Source organism: Bacteroides sp. CACC 737 (genome assembly GCF_013874375.1).
Taxonomy (GTDB): domain Bacteria; phylum Bacteroidota; class Bacteroidia; order Bacteroidales; family Bacteroidaceae; genus Bacteroides; species Bacteroides uniformis.
This window is the reverse complement of the sequence record NZ_CP059408.1, coordinates 664,569-682,634: the sequence shown is the minus strand read 5'-3', so window position 1 is coordinate 682,634 and position 18,066 is coordinate 664,569. Positions and strand designations below refer to the sequence as shown.

The following is an 18,066-nucleotide window of genomic DNA, read 5'->3' as shown; positions in this document are numbered from 1 at the left end:
CCTTATTCCCAATTAAACGTTTTTATAATACTACGCAGTCTTTCCATTATTCTCGTCAAAGCCTTTCGGGTTTTGATAAGACCAAGATGTTTCTCTTTCAATACCTTTTGTATAATCTCCGGCTGCTCTTTTTGTAAATAGTCATACTCCTTCATGTAATGATTAAGCACCTCAGCTGAAATCTGTTCTTCAGCAGCCAAATCAGTCACTGCCTTATTACGTTCTGACACAATATATTGGTTCAGACGTTCCTCTAATTCATTTGTTCCATCGGCTCTATTGCGCCCATTCATGAAGTTTTCCTTGTCTTCATCTACATTCTTTTGAATAAAGCCGTCAATGAGTTTTGCTTTGCCTCGCATTCCGGCATCCTTAATCATTGTATCAAGGATATGCTTCCGTTTTTCTGAATAATCATCACTATATGGGTCTAGTTCCGCAATGAGTTCCAGAATATACGCCACATTAATAATGTCACTATGTAAGAGTTCAAGACAGAAATCAATATCTTCCAATCCTTGGTTATTCCCGTATGGAACAGGATCTTCCGCAACAGTTGACGGTGCAGCAGGTGGATCAATAAACCCGACTGTAATATCAAGATATTTACTCTTATAATCGTTAAACTGCTGTTCAGTCATGCCGAGGTCTTCAGCATCCTCGCTGTAATCTTCGTATATCTGTATTTCTGCATGTTTACGGATAATGTCTCGAAATGCAAGCACAAAATTCTTCTTGTCATTTTCACTTTGCAGGAAGTCTATACTACTTGGTGTTGGATATTTTTGCAGAAAATCAGTTGCCAAACTCTCGTACTCCTGCTTTACTTTCTCAAACGGAGGACGTACTATATCTTCAGGATTATCAGAGTTGCTGAACAATTTAATAGCCGTATCAACATTGTTTTTCAAATCTCTGAAACAAACTATTTTACCAAAACGTTTCTTCTCGTTCAATACTCGATTGGTTCGGCTGAACGCTTGCAGCAAACCATGATATTCCATGTTCTTGTCCACATAGAGCGTATTCAGCTTTTTACTGTCAAAGCCTGTAAGGAACATACCCACAACAAGACAAAGATCAAGCGATTTCATATCCGCCTTCTTCTTTTTCATGCGCAGATTGATGTCATCATAGTAAGCACGGAAGTTCTCCGTGGTAAAAGATGTGCCGAAGTTTTCATTATAATCGTTCATAATGGCTTGCAGTTCATCCGCTTCACCCACACTCTCTTTTGCATACTGCCCTGTACCCATGCCGGTCTGTTCATCATCCTGACTATTATTGGCTGCGTATGTAAATACTGCACCTATACGGATTTTAGGATTCAACGATTTGAAAATCTTGTAATAGCGTATAAGCATAGAAACAGACTGCACGGCGAACAATGCGTCAAACTCTCCGTCGAATGTAGATTTGTTAAAATTGTTAAGGATAAATTTGGCGATTTCCTCCATACGAGCTTGATTGTCGTTGTCAACCACTTCGTTGCCGTGATAATACTCCACAAGGAAGCCAAGTACGTTTTCATCCGCTATTGCATCTTTAATAAGATGTTTATGGAGACAGTTTCCAAATATTTCCTTCGTGGTATGTCCATCAACAGCATTCTCGGTGAAAATAGGTGTTCCAGTAAAACCGAATATTTGGGCATTGTCAAAGAACTTCATTATCTTCTTATGACTATCCCCAAAATGACTGCGATGGCACTCATCAAATATCATCACGATACGTGAGTGACGTATAGCATCAATCTTGCTGCTATACCACGTCTTACTAACTGCCGCATTAAGTTTTTGAATAGTAGTGATAATAATCTTGGAGTTGCTTTGAAGCCGTTTCACTAGTTCATCCGTATTATCAGTACTATCTACAGCCCCTGGTTCAAATGCTTCATATTCCGATTGAGTCTGGGTATCAAGATCATGTCGGTCAACAACAAACATCACCTTATCCACATCATCCAATTCTGATACAAGTTGTGCAGCCTTGAATGAGGTCAATGTTTTTCCGGCACCTGTTGTATGCCAGATATAACCATTATCATTGGAGTTTTGTACACGATCCAAAATTTTCTCTACCGCATAGAATTGGTAAGGACGAAGTACCATCAAGCATTTGTCGCCCTCATGAAGCACAATATACTTTCCTATGATTTTGCCAAGCGTACATTTTTCCAAGAAGAATACGGCAAACTTATCCAATTCATTGAACGGATGATTGGCAGCATCTGTCCAGGTGAATGTGAACTTATACCCACTATTTGGATTATTGGCAAAATAGCGAGTATTAACACCGTTGGATATGACAAACAGTTGGATATAATCAAACAATCCATGAAACGAAGTCTTGTGATAACGCTGTATTTGGTTGTATGCCTGTTTAAGTTCCACGCCACGACGTTTCAATTCAATCTGCACAAGTGGCAAACCATTGATTAGAATCGTCACATCATAGCGGCATTTTTTACGTCCTTCCACCGTAATCTGGTTGGAAACCTGAAATTCATTCTGACACCACTGCTGCCTATTTAGAAATTCCACCCATATACGCTGTCCATCAGCCGTATCAAGCGGATATAAGTCACGAAGTTTCTTTGCCTTTTCAAAGCGAGTACCACCTTCAAGGTATATTAGAATCTTCTCAAACTCTTCTGCCGTAAACTCAGTACGTCCGTGCTCTTCCAATCGTTTGCGGTTGTGAATCTCCAACTGCCGCTTGAAATTGGCATAAAGATTATCTTCCTCGACAATCTGAACATACTCGTAGTCCATTTGTCGGAGTGTGGCTATCAGTCCGGCTTCCAATGCCGCTTCGCTTTGTGTTGACATATTCTTGCCTTATTATGAGTGGTTACTTTACTTTTATATTGCTATTCAGTATCTTGACATCCAATGCTTTTTCAATCTTGCACAGAGTTTCCAATGACATATTCTCCCGTCCTTTTAGAACTTTGGAAATATACTGCTGCGAACAATTCATCTTCATAGCCAACGCCTTTTGAGTCATACCGAGCAGCTCCATTCGATTCGACATAGCTGCAGCTATAGCCTGCGAATGGCAAACCCAATCTTCTCTTTTGTTTTCCATTATATTCTTTACTTCTCCTAAAGTGTTGTCTATCTTTTCTTCAGCCATTGTATGAATCAAAAATACCTTTGTCCTATTTTGTAGGCAAAGGTACTATAAATAATTGAGATAACACAACTTTCAAGTTGTTTGATAACATTTTCGGAGCAACATAGTATTCATTGTTATTGTGCTCTTTGTCAAAGATGTTCTTATTTTCTCTCAATGACAATGTGTACCATAAAATGTTGGTATGTACTTCATTATCCAGATTAAATTATTATAGCAACATTCCGCATGAATATATCTGAAATAATCATATAGAGGACAGTTTACATTATTGACGGTAAAATCCCTTGGTGCCTTATATTTTCCCCTTTTATCCTCAAAACAAACTCTTGCATAACATTCTATACTTCAACGACTTTTGGAGCAAGACTTGCTTCATCCGGTTTCAGTTCTGATTCATCATGAACCTCGATTGTCTTTATATGTTCCTCTATTTGAGGTTCTACATAGATTGTTAAGACACCATTTTTTTGGTAATCCTCACATAGAAATTTCCAGATTAATGAAAACTTTTTTATACCATCAACTGGAATGACACTCATATAGAAATCACGACAATCTTTCTGAACAAAAACCGAGTTTTTAGGTCTGTACTCTAATTGATTTTTATATGTCTGATAAACTTCTCTTTTTGCATCCCTACTTGCATTAATCTGTGCTTTTGCCGCTTCATCTATGCCAAATGCATTAAAGTAGTAAAAGTTGTCATCAATTTCCACAATATCCTCTGATCTAAAAGAGACAATTAGTTTTGGAGTTCTTATGACTGTTTTACCTGTATTCTCAATTCTTATACGAAGTTTGCACCATCTTTTATCTATCTTCTTTGGAGGATTGAACGAGAACCTTGGAATGCCGATATTTGGCACTTCTAAATTGCCCAAACTTAATCTCATCACATCCTGTTCAATTTCTGTCAATTTCCTATACTCATAATGCTTGATAGTCTTTACATATTCTGGGTATATTGTGATTTCATCCTTTCCGTGAAAAGTTACAAGTACATCTGTGGTATCCTTAAACTGACAATTGTTCACGTACCAGTTATAGGTCGTCCTATATCGCTCCAATTGATCAACTATATCCTCCCACGACGCAATATCGATAGCAAAGAGACCTTTAGCCCTATTCTCTATATCTTTCTTTCTAATGTATCCTTCTATCTTGACATCTTTATTCGCTGTAGTAGCAAATACTAGCAATTTTAAATTAGGCTCAAAATCTAAAGCTTTTGTTATTTCATTATCAATTTCTGCTTCTGTTAACTGTGCATTTGTATAGTCATCCTTACCTTTGCACTGGATGCCACAGTAACCACTATATTTCTCAACATACGAAAATACATCAACTCCATATTGATTCTGTCCCTGACGACCATGCCGTTTTATAGTATCCTCACATATCCATATCTCTCCCCACAATAATTTGCAGAGTTTTTCAAAATCTTGCCAATTGCTTGGCTTTTTCAATTGAGTTTGAGCTATCATATAAACATCTTCTGTTAAACTATATTTTACCCTTTTATTCAGACCATCATACAATGTGTACAACAATTTTTGTTAATTTTATGACAGGCTATTGCTTTATTCATCATCTTCATCAAGAAAAGTCCAATCTTTGGAAGCATATTCCTTTTCAAACTCTGCCAAGTCTTCCTTAATTCGTTCACGGAAACTCTCTTCGCTGTCATCGCCACTCATCATCCGATCTACGCGAGTTGCATATATTTCTGCTATACGAATTTGCCGATAAGCCTCTGTCATTGCATCTATCGTCTCAACTGACAGTTCCAACACATCAGCTTCATCGGGATAGCGGTCATAATAACAATGATGGATTGAGTATAACACCGGAATCTGTTCGCCGTCAGAAGTGTCAGACATATATCGCGTTGTTGATTGGAATATCACCCCATCACCAAAGAATTGTCGGTCTACATATTTTTGTTCTGCCTTAACGATAGTTGTATCTCTTAGAAGAAAAGATTCCGCATCTTCATAACTGGCAAAACTTATGTAGTCCTTATAGCTATGGTATGAGCCAAAGCTATCTTTCTCGTAAATAGTCCAATAGTTTTCATAAACCTTTTCCGGCTTTGGCTGTAAGGCTCTTGCTATATCACGCTCAATAGTATCTGCAATCTCACACATTGCATATGTGCTCCTATCAAAATATCCGCCACTCATGGTTATTTCTTCTTTATCAAATGTGAATTAAGAAATTAAATACAATCATATTGTTTATCAAACACTCCTGAAAACATATCCATTTCTCTCTTGGAAATTCCTAATCGTGTTGCCAATTCGCGCCATCCTTTTATCGCTTCAATCACCTCTAAAATAATTTTCTCCGCAGTGTTTCGATTAAGCATATAATCCTCGCAGGCATCAAGCAAGATAATTAAATCTGCCTTGTTGGAAGTTGATGAGATGAGCAGACTTTGATATTCATTCAGCGTTGGATTCATATCGTATGCCGGCGACAATGTCCATCCTTTTGCAGTCAAAAGAAAACCGTGATTGCGGAAATGGTCATCAGTATTGCCGATACAAATATTGAAAGCCACACGACGGTATAGTTCCTGCAGGTTTCGCTCTACATCGGTACAGCTCTGAATAATAAAGTCGACTATATCCAGATAACCATGCCCGGTAGTTGCATTATCTCCATCACTTAATCCCAATAAGGTCATAGCAGATGCAAAATGAATACGTTTGCTATCGTTTGTTCTATCGAAACGTTGTGACAGCAATGTATGATATTTTTCTCCAGTTGCCAGCACTTTGGTTTTTGCTACGTTTACTCCTGCTTTTGTAGCAAGCAAGTGACTGAAATGCTCCCAAAGTCCTACATTATAGTCATCCTTGCGAGACGGGAACTTTGCCACGTAAAGGGTTTTATCTGTATCAATCACATTGGCTTTAGGTCTTGCACCTCCTAATGATGTCCCAGGTTGCACAAGTTGTGCAATCCATTTCTTATCGGGGAGCATATTGTTTTCTTCGCTTTTCTCAATCTCAGCACTGGCTGAAATCAACTCCCGAATATCTGTCAGAGGTGGAATTTTCAACGATTCACTCACATTGATAAATTCACCATCGGGATCTTCCTTAAAACGGAATCCACCCATTCGGGAGAAATCATCGATACCAGTTAAGAAATCGAAAGATGATAATCTCCGTACCGGTCGTTGTTCTTCCGCCGCTGTAATTTGCTCACGACGCAACAACAAAGTACGTCCCCAACGATCCGGCAAAGCATCGGAAAAACATCCGAATATATCCTTGTCCGGTTGTGTATATTGTTGTCCCGGGTAATTATTTAGGTCGTCGCTCAAAAACAGATCGCTGTGCTGCCTTAACCATTCATTATTGAACGTAAAACTATAGCTGTCCGCACCACGAAGAGACTCATAGCCCAATTCGCCTATGAGTTCCACTTCTTTGAGCCAATCGAAATCGGCATATACATACAACTTTTTCATAGATTATTCTTTCTTGGATGCACGTTCTCTTGTTTTCAAACTCAAATCTTGCAAAGCTTTTCCCATTTTATCTTCTTTGGCAAGCAATAAAATATCATCGTCAAGTTGCAATGCATACAAAACACGTAGATAGATCCCTATTGCAACAGTAGGAATCCCTTTTTCTATTCGGGACACAGTAAGCGATGAACAGGTTGCCCGTTCTGCCACCTGAGCCACACTCAGATTCCGACGCAAGCGAGCTAACTTAATCTGCTCACCTACAATTTGCATCTTCTGCTCCAATTTTCGGGGAAGCTTGGTTCCCATTGTATTCTTTGTCATTACTACATCAATTTAAGGTGCAAAGCGACTATACCGATGACTTCACTATATTCAACCTATCATATAATATACAAAAGTAATACTTTTTATTTATTTAATGATGTATTACACATAGAAAAATGCACATCTTGGCATAATTAACCATATACCTAATCTATTTTGAGCAAAAACTTCCAAAAACTAAATGCTATAATGTTGTTTGTAAGCATCATGTACACCTATCAACAAACAATGCAAATTGTTCATCATACACTCATCATATCAAAGAACTATTTTGCTTACCAAAAGAAAAAGATATGACTCCACGCTTAACTTGACTTTAATGACCGTTATTATATACACGGGCAATAAAGTTAAGTCAAATAGAGGGAGAGAAGAAAATTAGCTTACTTACTGGTATTATTTTCTTTTCGCCAGCAATCAATATCAGTCACTCCGTGTTCAATCTTGGAGGAGCAACTAGCAATATAGACACAGGCATAACATCAGATGAAATGCTATGCAAAATCTTCCGTAAACCTCATAGCACGGCTGGCAAATTTGCACCCAAAAACCACCTTTTTTATCAAAGTCTTTTCATTTGTTTTCCTTGTACCGGAAAAACGCATTATCTTTGCAAAAGTTCAGCGAAGAATAAAGAGCAAAATCAGACTTTCCTACCGTTTAAGTTTCAAACTATTGGTAGTCAATCAGTCTAATATGTAGCATCGGTAAATAAGCTACATAATACACTAACAATCGACCACTTACACCTTTTAAAATCAAAACCATCCAGGAGTATAAATAGGTATAAATCGACTAATTAACGCCAAACAACAATAATATACAATCTTATTTTGTTACTTAGAAATATTTGAGCAACAAAACAAATGTAATCGCATTGTAAAAAAGTAAACTAATTATCATATTTTGTTATATTTGTACATAAATAATTCTGAAAACCATGAACAATCTGTTATACTATCCATACATAAATCTGCCTAACACTGATTGGGCTATACGAGCTCTGCTTTACTATGACAATATTAGTTCTATAGTACCGACTCAATATTTCTATGAACCAGAACAATATGAGCCTTTTATGCGGGAGGTAATTCAAAATGAACTAATCCACCCAATTAATCCTATGGATGTTCTTGAACATCCTTGGGAAGTTTCAAAAATGTTTATGGAATATTTAACTCAGAACCGAGATATCATACAAAGACGAAGATTTTCACATAACAAATTCGGGACTAGCCATATTCATCCTGAGAAATTTTCATTGAAAAAAAATGGTAATAAATTACACGTAGATAAGTTTGATTTTGAGATTTTTCATGAGCTCACTCAAATGGGATTGGCAGAAAGGATAGATAACAATTGGTATAATGTAGAAAAGAAAACTGCCAATGAACTTATGACTTTTTTGACCTCAGTAATTGCCAATAAAATTGATTTCCAGCCAACTACAGACAAAATTGACTATAGCTTCGCTACAACATACATACGAAACCAAGATATTGAATTACGAACAAGACAATATAAGAGAGATTTGATACTCAAGAATCTGATACCATATCCTAAACAAATAGATTTGATCAATCTTAGAAAATTTAAAGATAAGTACCGTGATTTATTAAAAGCATTCAGTAACAAAGTAGAACTATTAGTTCTAAATCCAACAATTACTCCGGAATCACCATTATTCAAAATAACTCTTGAGGATATGAAAATGGCTAAAGAAGAACTATCCGCAAGGATGAATGAAAGCCATATAGGTGATATCATTTTTGGAACAATATGTGGAACTATTTCCGCAGGAATAGGATTACTAGCCAGTCCTGTTTTAGGTATCCCCGGCTTCCTAAATGCTATCCATTCAGCATGTAAAATTGAAAAACCTGAAAATATAATAGATCAAACGGGGTTAAAATATCTGGCTTTAGTTGATAAAAGATTGAGAAGGCAATGAATATCTTCAGAAACAAAATATCATCTATGCAATTTAGAGAAGTTTTGTTGCTTGTTTGTTGCTTAAAAGAGTGTATTTTATGTAATAACTATCTATCATACAACAATATGACTATTTAATTTTCAAATTTTGCATCAGCAAGTAAAGCTAATCATATATACCCAGTTATCCCCAAAGCGAAAACGATGAGAGATTTTCCTTTATAGCTAGCTTAGGATGTTCAGTTTTCCTATCTCCCATTTCAAAACAAGAGGTTGTGTCAAAATGCTGACACAGCCTTTTTTTATGCGCAAAGCCCAGACTTTCTCAAGCCCGGGCTTTGTTATTACCCAAAGTTTTCGTATCTTTAGGCATAAAGTTTTTCGTTATGGCAAAGTTACATTTTCGTCCTTACATTCCCAACCAAACCGTTCTTTTTCCACAAAGAATTGATGAAAACATAGCTGCGAACGACCCGGTCCGCATCGTGAATGCTGTTATTGACAACCTCAATCTTGAGAGTTTCAAGAAGCTTTATAAGGAAACGGGCCGTTGTCCTTATCATCCTAAAATGATGCTTAAGGTGATAATCTACGCCTACATGAATAATATCTATTCTTGCCGTAAAATAGAGAAGCACCTCCTTCGTGACATTCATTATATTTGGCTTGCCGGTAATGAGCATCCGGATTTTATCACGATCAACCGTTTTCGTAACCGTGTAAAGGAGGAAATAAATAATGTATTTACCCAGTTGATTTTTGTCCTTGCCGATAAAGGTTTCATCAGCCTTGATGTGGAGTATATTGACGGCACCAAGATTGAATCCAAAGCCAACAAATATACTTTTGTCTGGCGCAAGACAGTCGAACGGAACCGTACGAGACTAATGGATAAAATCCGTATTCTCTTGGAGCAGGTGGATGAAACCATTGCACAGGAGAACTCTATAAAAGACACATCCGTGGAGTTTACTTCCTGCAGGCTCTCTGACATAGTGGATGAACTTAAAGAAGCCCTGGAACGCCAGCCTGCAACAAAGGATAAGGAAGAAAAGAAAGCCCTGCGCAAAAAGAAGAAGCAGGTCAGGGAACTTGAAGGGTATCGTGACAAGCTGATAGAATATGACAATCACCTTGATACCCTTGGAGAACGTAACTCCTATTCCAAGACCGATCCTGGTGCCACATTCATGCGCATGAAAGAAGATGCCATGAAGAACGGGCAGACCAAACCCGGATATAATCTGCAAATAGGTACTGAAAACCAATTTATCACAGACTTCCGTCTGTTTCCCAACCCTACCGATACACTGACCCTCATACCTTTTTTCCACTCTTTCCAGTACCGCTATAACCGTTTACCGAATATCTGCGTGGCAGACTCCGGTTACGGTTCGGAAGAAAATTACCGGTTCATGCAGGAGAATGGGATAGAAGCCTTCATCAAGTACAATTACTTCCATAAAGAACAGCGTCCCCGTTATACTCCCAACCCGTTCCATGCCGAAAGTCTCCATTACAATGCCCAAGAGGATTATTACGTTTGTCCTATGGGACAGCACATGAACCGTATAGGAACCAAACGTGACAAGACAGCGAGCGGATACATCACCGAAAGTGCCCGGTATAAAGCAAAAAGATGCGAAGGTTGCCCTTTGCGTGGCAGTTGTTTTAAAGCTCGGGGGAACCGTATTATAGAAGTCAACCACCGATTAAATCAATACAAACGGCAGGCACGGGAAAGGTTGCTCTCAGAAGAAGGTATCAAGCATAGAGGCAGGAGGTGTATAGAACCAGAAGCTGTGTTTGGACAAATGAAATACAACATGGCATACAGAAGATTCCGGCATGTGGGAGAAGACAAGGTTACAATGGACTTTGCTTTCTTTGCTATAGCCTTTAATATCAAAAAAATGTGCGCTAAACTGATAAAAGAAGGAAAGGGGCTCATTACAGTTGCCAAATATTTGTTTATGGGACTATTTATAACCCGATATAATTGGAATATAGCAACTTGCTGCCAAATGCATGAGGAAAAAGTAGCATAGCCAAAAGAAAATATAGCAGAACTTAAAATATAAAAGAGGTTGTGCCAACGTTTTGACACAACCTCTTCTATGAAAGTTTTTTTCAAGTAAATATCATACTTTTTTCATAAACTCCTTCGGTGTTTTTCCAAAATACTCCTTATACTGAAGTTTTTCAGATTTCGCATACCCACCATTTCAGCAACCACGGTCACAGAAAATTTTCCGCTTTCCAAAAGTTCCCGTGCCTTCTCCATCCTGATTCTCGAAATCAAATATTTGGGTGCTTCTCCCATCAACAACTTCCACTTATTATAAAAGGTTATCCGGCTCATGCACATCCTGGAGGCAATATCATCTACTGTCAAATCCTCTTTATCCATATTCTCCATAATGTAAAGCTTCACTTCATTCAAAAATCACCAAATCCGGATACTCTTCACATATTACCTCCAATGCTTCCTGACCGTCATCAAAGCTCCTCACTACAAAACATTCCGATAAACGTTTCTCAAGATAATCCCTGAATCCCTTGTCATTATCCGCAAGTATCACTAAAGGTCTAATCCATATTTTTTTCTTCGAGAAACCATGGAAAACCATTTCCGACTCATTCACCTGAAAAGTGTCCGGAATATTTAAGAATGTATACACCCCCCGAAACCGCACACGAACATCTTATGGGAAATCGAAACAGAGCCTCCTTTTCCAAAGTCAGTATTTTCCCGTCACACATATTCATCAACTTGTCAAAAAACACACCGCCCATGCCATACTACTTGCCATGCAGAGGTCGCAGAATAGGAAGCCGCGACGAGTACCATCTGCAACATTTCAAAAATCGCTTGTTGCCTGTGTCCTTAATCTTGATTGCCCAGTAATCCCCCTTCAACAAAACCTGCATCGAGAGGTGCGTTTCCGGCAGAGAACACTCGATGGCACTCAATACAAACCGGTCAACCGGAGATATCTTTCCCGGATCAAACCAAGCGCTTGCATAGTCAAAATCCGGAACCAAATCCAGCTTCATCTGCAACCCGGCCACATGAGACTGTAAAAAAGACACTTTCTTCCTCATAAATGCGCCGATTTCATGTTCTGCAACTACCAGGCTACTAGAATTGCCAAATAGTCGTTTCAACTCCATTAACGCTATCAAGTGCTGCTCCAACCCGCCTATATGATGAAGTGCAACAGCCAGTTCCTTCTTTATGTCTTCCGGACAGTCTCCTTCGTAACTGCCCCTAACGGTGTCTTAATCAAAGAAATGGGATTACGTATGTTTTGAAAGGTATCAATGAAATACTGATTTCCCTCTTTCAGTAAATCTCTTTCTTCACTGATACAGAGCAAATGGAACAAAAGCCAACATAATATACAGATTCCACTAGCCACTATTGGCAGAACAGACCAGGGAACCTTATGATATACGCCGATGGACAGCAGGAAAATGAATAATGACACTACTATTATTATTATCGATAAATGTTTCATACTATTATAAATTTAAGTAATAATGATTCCTACTAATATATACCCGAGTTTTCAGTCAATAGCAGGATAATCCCAAGTATGTCATCAGGAGGCGGTCTAATGGGGGAACGGCAGGCTCCTTGAATCATCAAATTCACCTTACCAACCCTCGTTTGCTAGCAGAGCCTACATTCCGTCCACCTGCATTTCATACCCAGCAACTCTCTAAACCATTCATTTTCCATACCCAACGTATTTTTAAGTACCAATACAATATTCTGCTTATCCAAGATAACCCCAATCAATTATTTTCAAACAAAATAATAGTATAACAAACGGAAAGATTAAAAAGATGATACCACTTCACACATATTCTTATCATACTCACATATCTTGCCCATGAAACAGAAAGACATTATCTTTGCAGCATGAAACGAGACTTGAAAGAAAACGGAGGATTACCGGCACATATACTCTGGACACTTGCCATCGTAGCTGGCGTGTCCGTAGCCAACTTATATTACAACCAACCCCTGCTTAATATCATGCGGCATGAATTGAGAGTTTCTGAATTCAAAACGAACCTCATTGCCATGGTTACACAAATCGGATATGCGCTGGGATTATTGTTCATCGTTCCATTAGGAGACCTCTATAGACGCAAGAATATCATCCTGACGAATTTCTTCCTACTCATATTTTCCCTTCTAGCCATTGCCCTGGCACCGAACATCTACATCATCTGGGCAGCATCACTCATCACCGGCATCTGCTCCATGATACCCCAAATATTTGTACCGATTGCCTCGCAATTCTCACGCCCCGAAAACAAGGGACGGAATGTAGGTGTCGTCATCTCAGGATTACTGACTGGAATACTTGCATCACGTGTTGTCAGCGGATTTGTGGGTGAAGTGCTTGGCTGGCGTGAAATGTACTTCATCGCCGCCGGAATGATGTTACTATGCGCCATCATTGTATTAAAGGTACTACCAGACATACAACCGACTTTCCAAGGCAAATATTCCGGGCTGATGAAGTCTCTTTTCTCATTAGTAAGAGAATACCCCTCTCTACGAATCTACTCGATACGTGCGGGACTGGCCTTTGGCTCATTCCTTGCCATGTGGTCCTGCCTTGCATTCAAAATGGGAGAAGCCCCGTTCCATGCATCCAGCGACGTCATCGGCATACTAGGGCTCTGCGGTATTGCCGGAGCCTTAACCGCATCTTTTGTAGGAAAATATGTAAAAAAGGTAGGCATACGCAATTTCAACTTTATCGGTTGCGGAATGATTCTGCTTGCATGGGGCTCGCTCTTTTTCTGCGGAAACAACTATGCAGGTATCATTACCGGTGTCATTCTTATAGACATAGGCATGCAATGTATCCAACTCAGCAACCAGACCAGTATTTTCGACATCTGCCCATCTGCCTCCAATCGGGTAAATACGATTTTCATGACCACTTACTTTATCGGCGGCTCTTTGGGTACCTTCCTTGCAGGAAGTAGTTGGCAGACTTGGGGATGGAGTGGCGTGGTCGGCACCGGCGTTATTTTGACAATAATATCGTTGTCCATCACCCTTTACAGCAAGAAATAACAAGGATACTATCATTTTTCCAAGCAAACGCAAAGATTTGATAATTTTTATTTGTCATACAGAGGATAAGAAAGATATTAAACAGAATTGTTATACCTTTGCCGCATCAAACTATAAACGGCAGATTGATAATAGATTTGTCAACCAAGCATAGTCAAAAACAACCCAATGAATTCAGCAAAGAAAATACCCTCTCCACTCGTTTCTCTATTTCCCATCGCTTTTCTCGTAGGAATGCTGTTTGCCACCATCCATACTTTCGGAAGTGACGCCTTGAGTGGAGGAAGCCAGATTTCCCTGCTTGCCACCACTGGCATGTGTGTCTTTATCGGCATGGCTTTCTACCGCATCCCTTGGAAAGATTATGAACTTGCCATCACCAACAACATTTCAGGTGTTGCCACAGCTATCATTATTCTATTGATTATCGGTGCTTTGAGCGGCACATGGATGATAAGTGGGGTGGTACCTACCCTTATATATTATGGTATGCAAATTATCCATCCGAATTTCTTCCTTGCTTCTACCTGCATTATTTGTGCATTGGTATCAGTAATGACGGGAAGTTCATGGACCACTATCGCCACCATCGGTATCGCCCTTTTGGGCATAGGTAAGGCACAAGGTTTTGAAGAGGGATGGATAGCCGGTGCCATCATTTCAGGAGCTTATTTCGGAGACAAAATTTCACCGTTATCGGATACCACAGTCCTTGCCTCATCCGTAACGGACACACCGCTATTCAGCCATATCCGCTATATGATGATTACCACCGTCCCTTCTCTCCTTATCACCCTTGTCATCTTTACAGTAATGGGGCTCACACACGAAACAAACAATACACAACAGATCGCGGAATTTACGGCAACACTGGACGCCAAATTCCACATTACTTTCTGGTTACTGACTGTTCCCGTGATTACGGGAATACTGATTGCCCGGAGAGTGCCTTCCATCATCACACTCTTTCTCTCCACTCTGCTGGCAGGGATATTCGCCTTCATCTTCCAACCGGGACTACTGAATGAGATAGCGGAAGGTGGAAATATGTTCAAAGGGATAATGATGACATTCTATGGCAGTACCAGTCTACAAACTGACAGTGACATGTTGACAGAATTGATTGCCACACGAGGTATGGCAGGAATGATGAATACCATCTGGCTCATCATCTGCGCCATGTGTTTCGGCGGAGCCATGACGGCAAGCGGCATGCTGGGAAGCATCACTTCCCTATTCGTCCGCTTCATGAAGAATACAGCCAGCATGGTAGCATCCACCGTATGTTCCGGATTGTTCCTGAACCTTGCCACGGCAGACCAGTACATCAGCATTATCCTCACCGGAAACATGTTCAGCAACGTTTACGCAAAGAAAGGCTACGAAAGCCGGCTACTTAGCCGTACCACGGAAGATGCCGTTACCGTTACCTCCCCGCTTATCCCATGGAACACCTGCGGCATGACGCAAGCTACCATTTTGAGTGTACCCACACTGACCTACCTTCCCTATTGCTTCTTCAACCTTATCAGTCCGGTAATGAGTATCTTTATTGCTGCTATCGGATATAAAATAATTAAAAAACCGGTGAACAATCCTGGATAGGCATTGTTCTTGCAATAAACTTATAACGAACAATTTATTTAAACCTAAACAAAAAAAATTCGATTATGAAAAAGTTTATTGCATTAGCAGCAGTAGTATTGGTAAGCATGGCAGCAACGACCATGTATGCACAAGAGAGTAGAGCTGAAAAGCGCGCAGACCGTAAAGCCCAGAGAGACGCAGAACGTGCACGCCTGAAAGCTGAAGAACAAGCACAGGATGCCATTTCATATGATGACGCAATGGCGGCCTTGAAAGCTCACCAGTTCGTAATGGAGGCAGACCAGGTGATGTTCCGCAACGGACAGACCGCATTTGTAAACTCCAACACCAACTTCGTATTGGTAAACCAAGGACGCGGCACCGTGCAGGTAGCCTTCAACACCGCATACCCGGGTCCTAATGGCATTGGCGGTGTAACAGTGGACGGAACTGTATCAGACATCCAGATGACTACCGACAAACGGGGCAACGTGAATTGCAACTTCAGCATCCAGGGTATCGGCATTTCCGCCCAGATATTCCTTACGCTGACCAATGGCGGGAACAACGCAACTGTAACCATCAGCCCGAACTTCAACTCCAACACCATGACTTTGAGCGGGAACCTGGTTCCGCTGGAACAATCCAACATATTCAAGGGACGTTCCTGGTAAAACCCTTATATAAATATATATATTCCCACTCCGCCACAAATCACACTAAAAAGTGTACATTTGTAGCGGAGTTTTTTATATACCAAATGTCATGAGAGAATTTATCATTGCAGACAATCAAGATATCACCAAAGCAGGCATGATGTTCCTATTGGGCAGACAGAAAGACACCTCCCTGCTGCTGGAAGCCGACAACAAGGCAGAACTGATACAGCAACTACGCCTGCATCCCACCGCCGTTGTCATTCTGGACTATACCCTTTTTGATTTTTCGGGAGCCGAAGAGCTAATGGTACTTCACGAACGCTTCAAGGAAGCCGATTGGTTACTCTTTTCCGACGAATTGAGCCTACCGTTCCTGCGCCAGGTATTGTTCAGCAGCATGGCATTCGGCGTAGTGCTGAAGGATAATTCCAAAGAAGAGATACTGACCGCACTACAATGCGCTTCACGCAAAGAACGATTCATCTGTAATCACGTCAGCAACCTGCTACTTGCGGGCAACGGTTCCTCCTCCCCCACCCATCCTGCCATCAAAGACGATTTACTGACTACTGCCGAACGGAGCATCCTGAAAGAGATAGCCCTGGGGAAAACAACCAAAGAAATAGCCGCCGAAAGAAACCTCAGCTTCCATACGGTAAACAGCCACAGAAAGAATATCTTCCGGAAACTGGGTGTAAACAATGCGCACGAGGCTACCAAATATGCCATGAAGGCAGGCATCGTGGACTTGGTGGAATATTATATATAAATCTCCCCACTCCCGATACACAACCGGGCAGCGGCATCATACACCACTCCGAACTGGCCCGGAGCAATGCCTTGCAGCTTCTCTTCCGATATTATGCAGTAGCCCTCCGCCTTCTTTTGCAGCCTGCCTTTGACGAACTCCGGCGTATGGCGTATCTTGAAAGTCACCTCCGCCTCTCTCTCTGCTTCCTTCCAGGGGTTATCCGTGATGAAATGGAAATCGTGCATATGGAATTCATTGCCGTATTGCAACGCCGTATGGTATCCTCGTGATACATAAATCACATTCCCTTCAATATCCTTGCGAACAACAAACCACGGTCCTCCACTCAATCCCAATCCTTTGCGCTGGCCAATGGTATGAAACCAATAGCCCCGATGCCTGCCCAACTTCCTGCCCGTTTCCAACTCCACAATATCCCCTTCCCTTTCGCCAAGAAAACGACGTACAAAATCATTATAATCAATCTTCCCCAAAAAGCATATACCCTGACTGTCACGACGTTTGGCACTGGGCAATCCGGCACGCAGGGCTATGTCACGAACCTCATGCTTCATCAGCCCGCCCAATGGAAACATCAGTTTGGAAACTTGCAGATAATCTATTTGTGCCAGAAAGTCGGTCTGGTCTTTCACGGAATCGGCGGCGGTACCGAGCCATGTCCTTCCATCCTTCAACACCGTAGTGGCATAGTGCCCAGTTGCCGTAAAATCAAACCCCTTTCCCACACGTTGCTCGAAGCATCCGAACTTTATCAGCTTGTTGCACATCACATCCGGATTGGGAGTCAAGCCACGTTTTATTTTATCAATGGCATAAGCCACCACCCGGTCCCAATACTCCCGGTGCAGGTCCACTACTTCCAATGACAATCCATAGCGACGGGCAATGGCAGAAGCCATCTCCATATCCTCTTCCGCAGAGCAGTCCATATAATCGGCATCATCCCTCCCTATCTTGATGTAAAAAAGAGAAGGACGATAACCTTGTTCACAAAGGAGATGCACGACAACGGAACTATCCACACCTCCCGACAGTAATACGGCAATATTCATTTAATGTTATC

General features: G+C 40.7%; 15 protein-coding genes. 6 read left to right on the top strand and 9 right to left on the bottom strand.

The window, feature by feature from the left end; genetic code table 11:
• Positions 1-2: 2 nt before the first annotated feature.
• The 6 genes from H1A11_RS02970 to H1A11_RS02945 all read right to left on the bottom strand — a co-directional run bounded on the left by H1A11_RS02970 (position 3) and on the right by H1A11_RS02945 (position 6,946).
• Positions 3-2,831: a type I restriction endonuclease subunit R gene (locus H1A11_RS02970; RefSeq protein ID WP_181757691.1), complete on the bottom strand. Its 2,829-nt coding sequence runs from the start codon at positions 2,829-2,831 to the stop codon at positions 3-5.
• Positions 2,832-2,853: 22 nt separating this feature from the next.
• Entirely contained in the window at positions 2,854-3,138 is a 285-nt protein-coding gene (locus H1A11_RS02965) for a helix-turn-helix domain-containing protein (protein WP_176934452.1), read from the bottom strand.
• 341 nt (positions 3,139-3,479) lie between these two features.
• On the bottom strand, positions 3,480-4,625 hold the full coding sequence (locus H1A11_RS02960) for a hypothetical protein (protein WP_181757690.1): 1,146 nt from the start codon (positions 4,623-4,625) through the stop codon (positions 3,480-3,482).
• 96 nt (positions 4,626-4,721) lie between these two features.
• Positions 4,722-5,324, bottom strand: a complete 603-nt coding sequence (locus tag H1A11_RS02955; RefSeq protein WP_181757689.1) for a hypothetical protein — start codon at positions 5,322-5,324, stop codon at positions 4,722-4,724.
• Between the two features lie 35 nt (positions 5,325-5,359).
• On the bottom strand, positions 5,360-6,622 hold the full coding sequence (locus tag H1A11_RS02950; protein ID WP_181757688.1) for a type II toxin-antitoxin system HipA family toxin: 1,263 nt from the start codon (positions 6,620-6,622) through the stop codon (positions 5,360-5,362).
• Between the two features lie 3 nt (positions 6,623-6,625).
• Positions 6,626-6,946: a helix-turn-helix domain-containing protein gene (locus tag H1A11_RS02945; RefSeq protein WP_181757687.1), complete on the bottom strand. Its 321-nt coding sequence runs from the start codon at positions 6,944-6,946 to the stop codon at positions 6,626-6,628.
• Positions 6,947-7,889: 943 nt separating this feature from the next.
• On the opposite strand from H1A11_RS02945, the gene H1A11_RS02940 reads away from it, so the two are divergent.
• The gene (locus tag H1A11_RS02940; RefSeq protein ID WP_117966796.1) at positions 7,890-8,900 is read left to right on the top strand and encodes a kinase; all 1,011 of its coding nucleotides are present in this window, start codon (positions 7,890-7,892) and stop codon (positions 8,898-8,900) included.
• Positions 8,901-9,267: 367 nt separating this feature from the next.
• Positions 9,268-10,929, top strand: a complete 1,662-nt coding sequence (locus H1A11_RS02935; protein ID WP_061411457.1) for an IS1182 family transposase — start codon at positions 9,268-9,270, stop codon at positions 10,927-10,929.
• Between the two features lie 104 nt (positions 10,930-11,033).
• Here H1A11_RS02935 and H1A11_RS18995 read toward each other — a convergent pair whose 3' ends face one another.
• Together H1A11_RS18995 and H1A11_RS18990 are read right to left on the bottom strand one after the other, a co-directional pair.
• Positions 11,034-11,291, bottom strand: a complete 258-nt coding sequence (locus tag H1A11_RS18995; RefSeq protein ID WP_227201704.1) for a helix-turn-helix domain-containing protein — start codon at positions 11,289-11,291, stop codon at positions 11,034-11,036.
• A gap of 392 nt (positions 11,292-11,683) precedes the next feature.
• Positions 11,684-11,986 carry a hypothetical protein gene (locus H1A11_RS18990; RefSeq protein ID WP_226791135.1) on the bottom strand — a complete coding sequence of 101 codons (303 nt, stop codon included), beginning with the start codon at positions 11,984-11,986 and terminating at the stop codon, positions 11,684-11,686.
• Positions 11,987-12,809: 823 nt separating this feature from the next.
• On the opposite strand from H1A11_RS18990, the gene H1A11_RS02925 reads away from it, so the two are divergent.
• From H1A11_RS02925 to H1A11_RS02910, 4 genes are all read left to right on the top strand, one after another.
• Entirely contained in the window at positions 12,810-13,985 is a 1,176-nt protein-coding gene (locus H1A11_RS02925) for an MFS transporter (RefSeq protein ID WP_181757686.1), read from the top strand.
• Between the two features lie 168 nt (positions 13,986-14,153).
• The gene (gene nhaC, locus H1A11_RS02920; RefSeq protein ID WP_181757685.1) at positions 14,154-15,590 is read left to right on the top strand and encodes a Na+/H+ antiporter NhaC; all 1,437 of its coding nucleotides are present in this window, start codon (positions 14,154-14,156) and stop codon (positions 15,588-15,590) included.
• A gap of 65 nt (positions 15,591-15,655) precedes the next feature.
• Entirely contained in the window at positions 15,656-16,246 is a 591-nt protein-coding gene (locus H1A11_RS02915) for a DUF4251 domain-containing protein (RefSeq protein ID WP_117966805.1), read from the top strand.
• A 91-nt stretch (positions 16,247-16,337) separates the two neighbouring features.
• A complete protein-coding gene (locus H1A11_RS02910) occupies positions 16,338-17,000 on the top strand; it encodes a response regulator transcription factor (protein ID WP_117600701.1) in 663 nt (220 codons plus the stop codon).
• Here the strand turns inward: H1A11_RS02910 and mnmA are convergent.
• Complete coding sequence (mnmA, locus tag H1A11_RS02905) at positions 16,991-18,055, bottom strand: tRNA 2-thiouridine(34) synthase MnmA (RefSeq protein WP_117966808.1); 1,065 nt, start codon at positions 18,053-18,055, stop codon at positions 16,991-16,993. The two genes, H1A11_RS02910 and mnmA, sit on opposite strands and share 10 nt — an antisense overlap.
• Positions 18,056-18,066 lie beyond the last annotated feature (11 nt).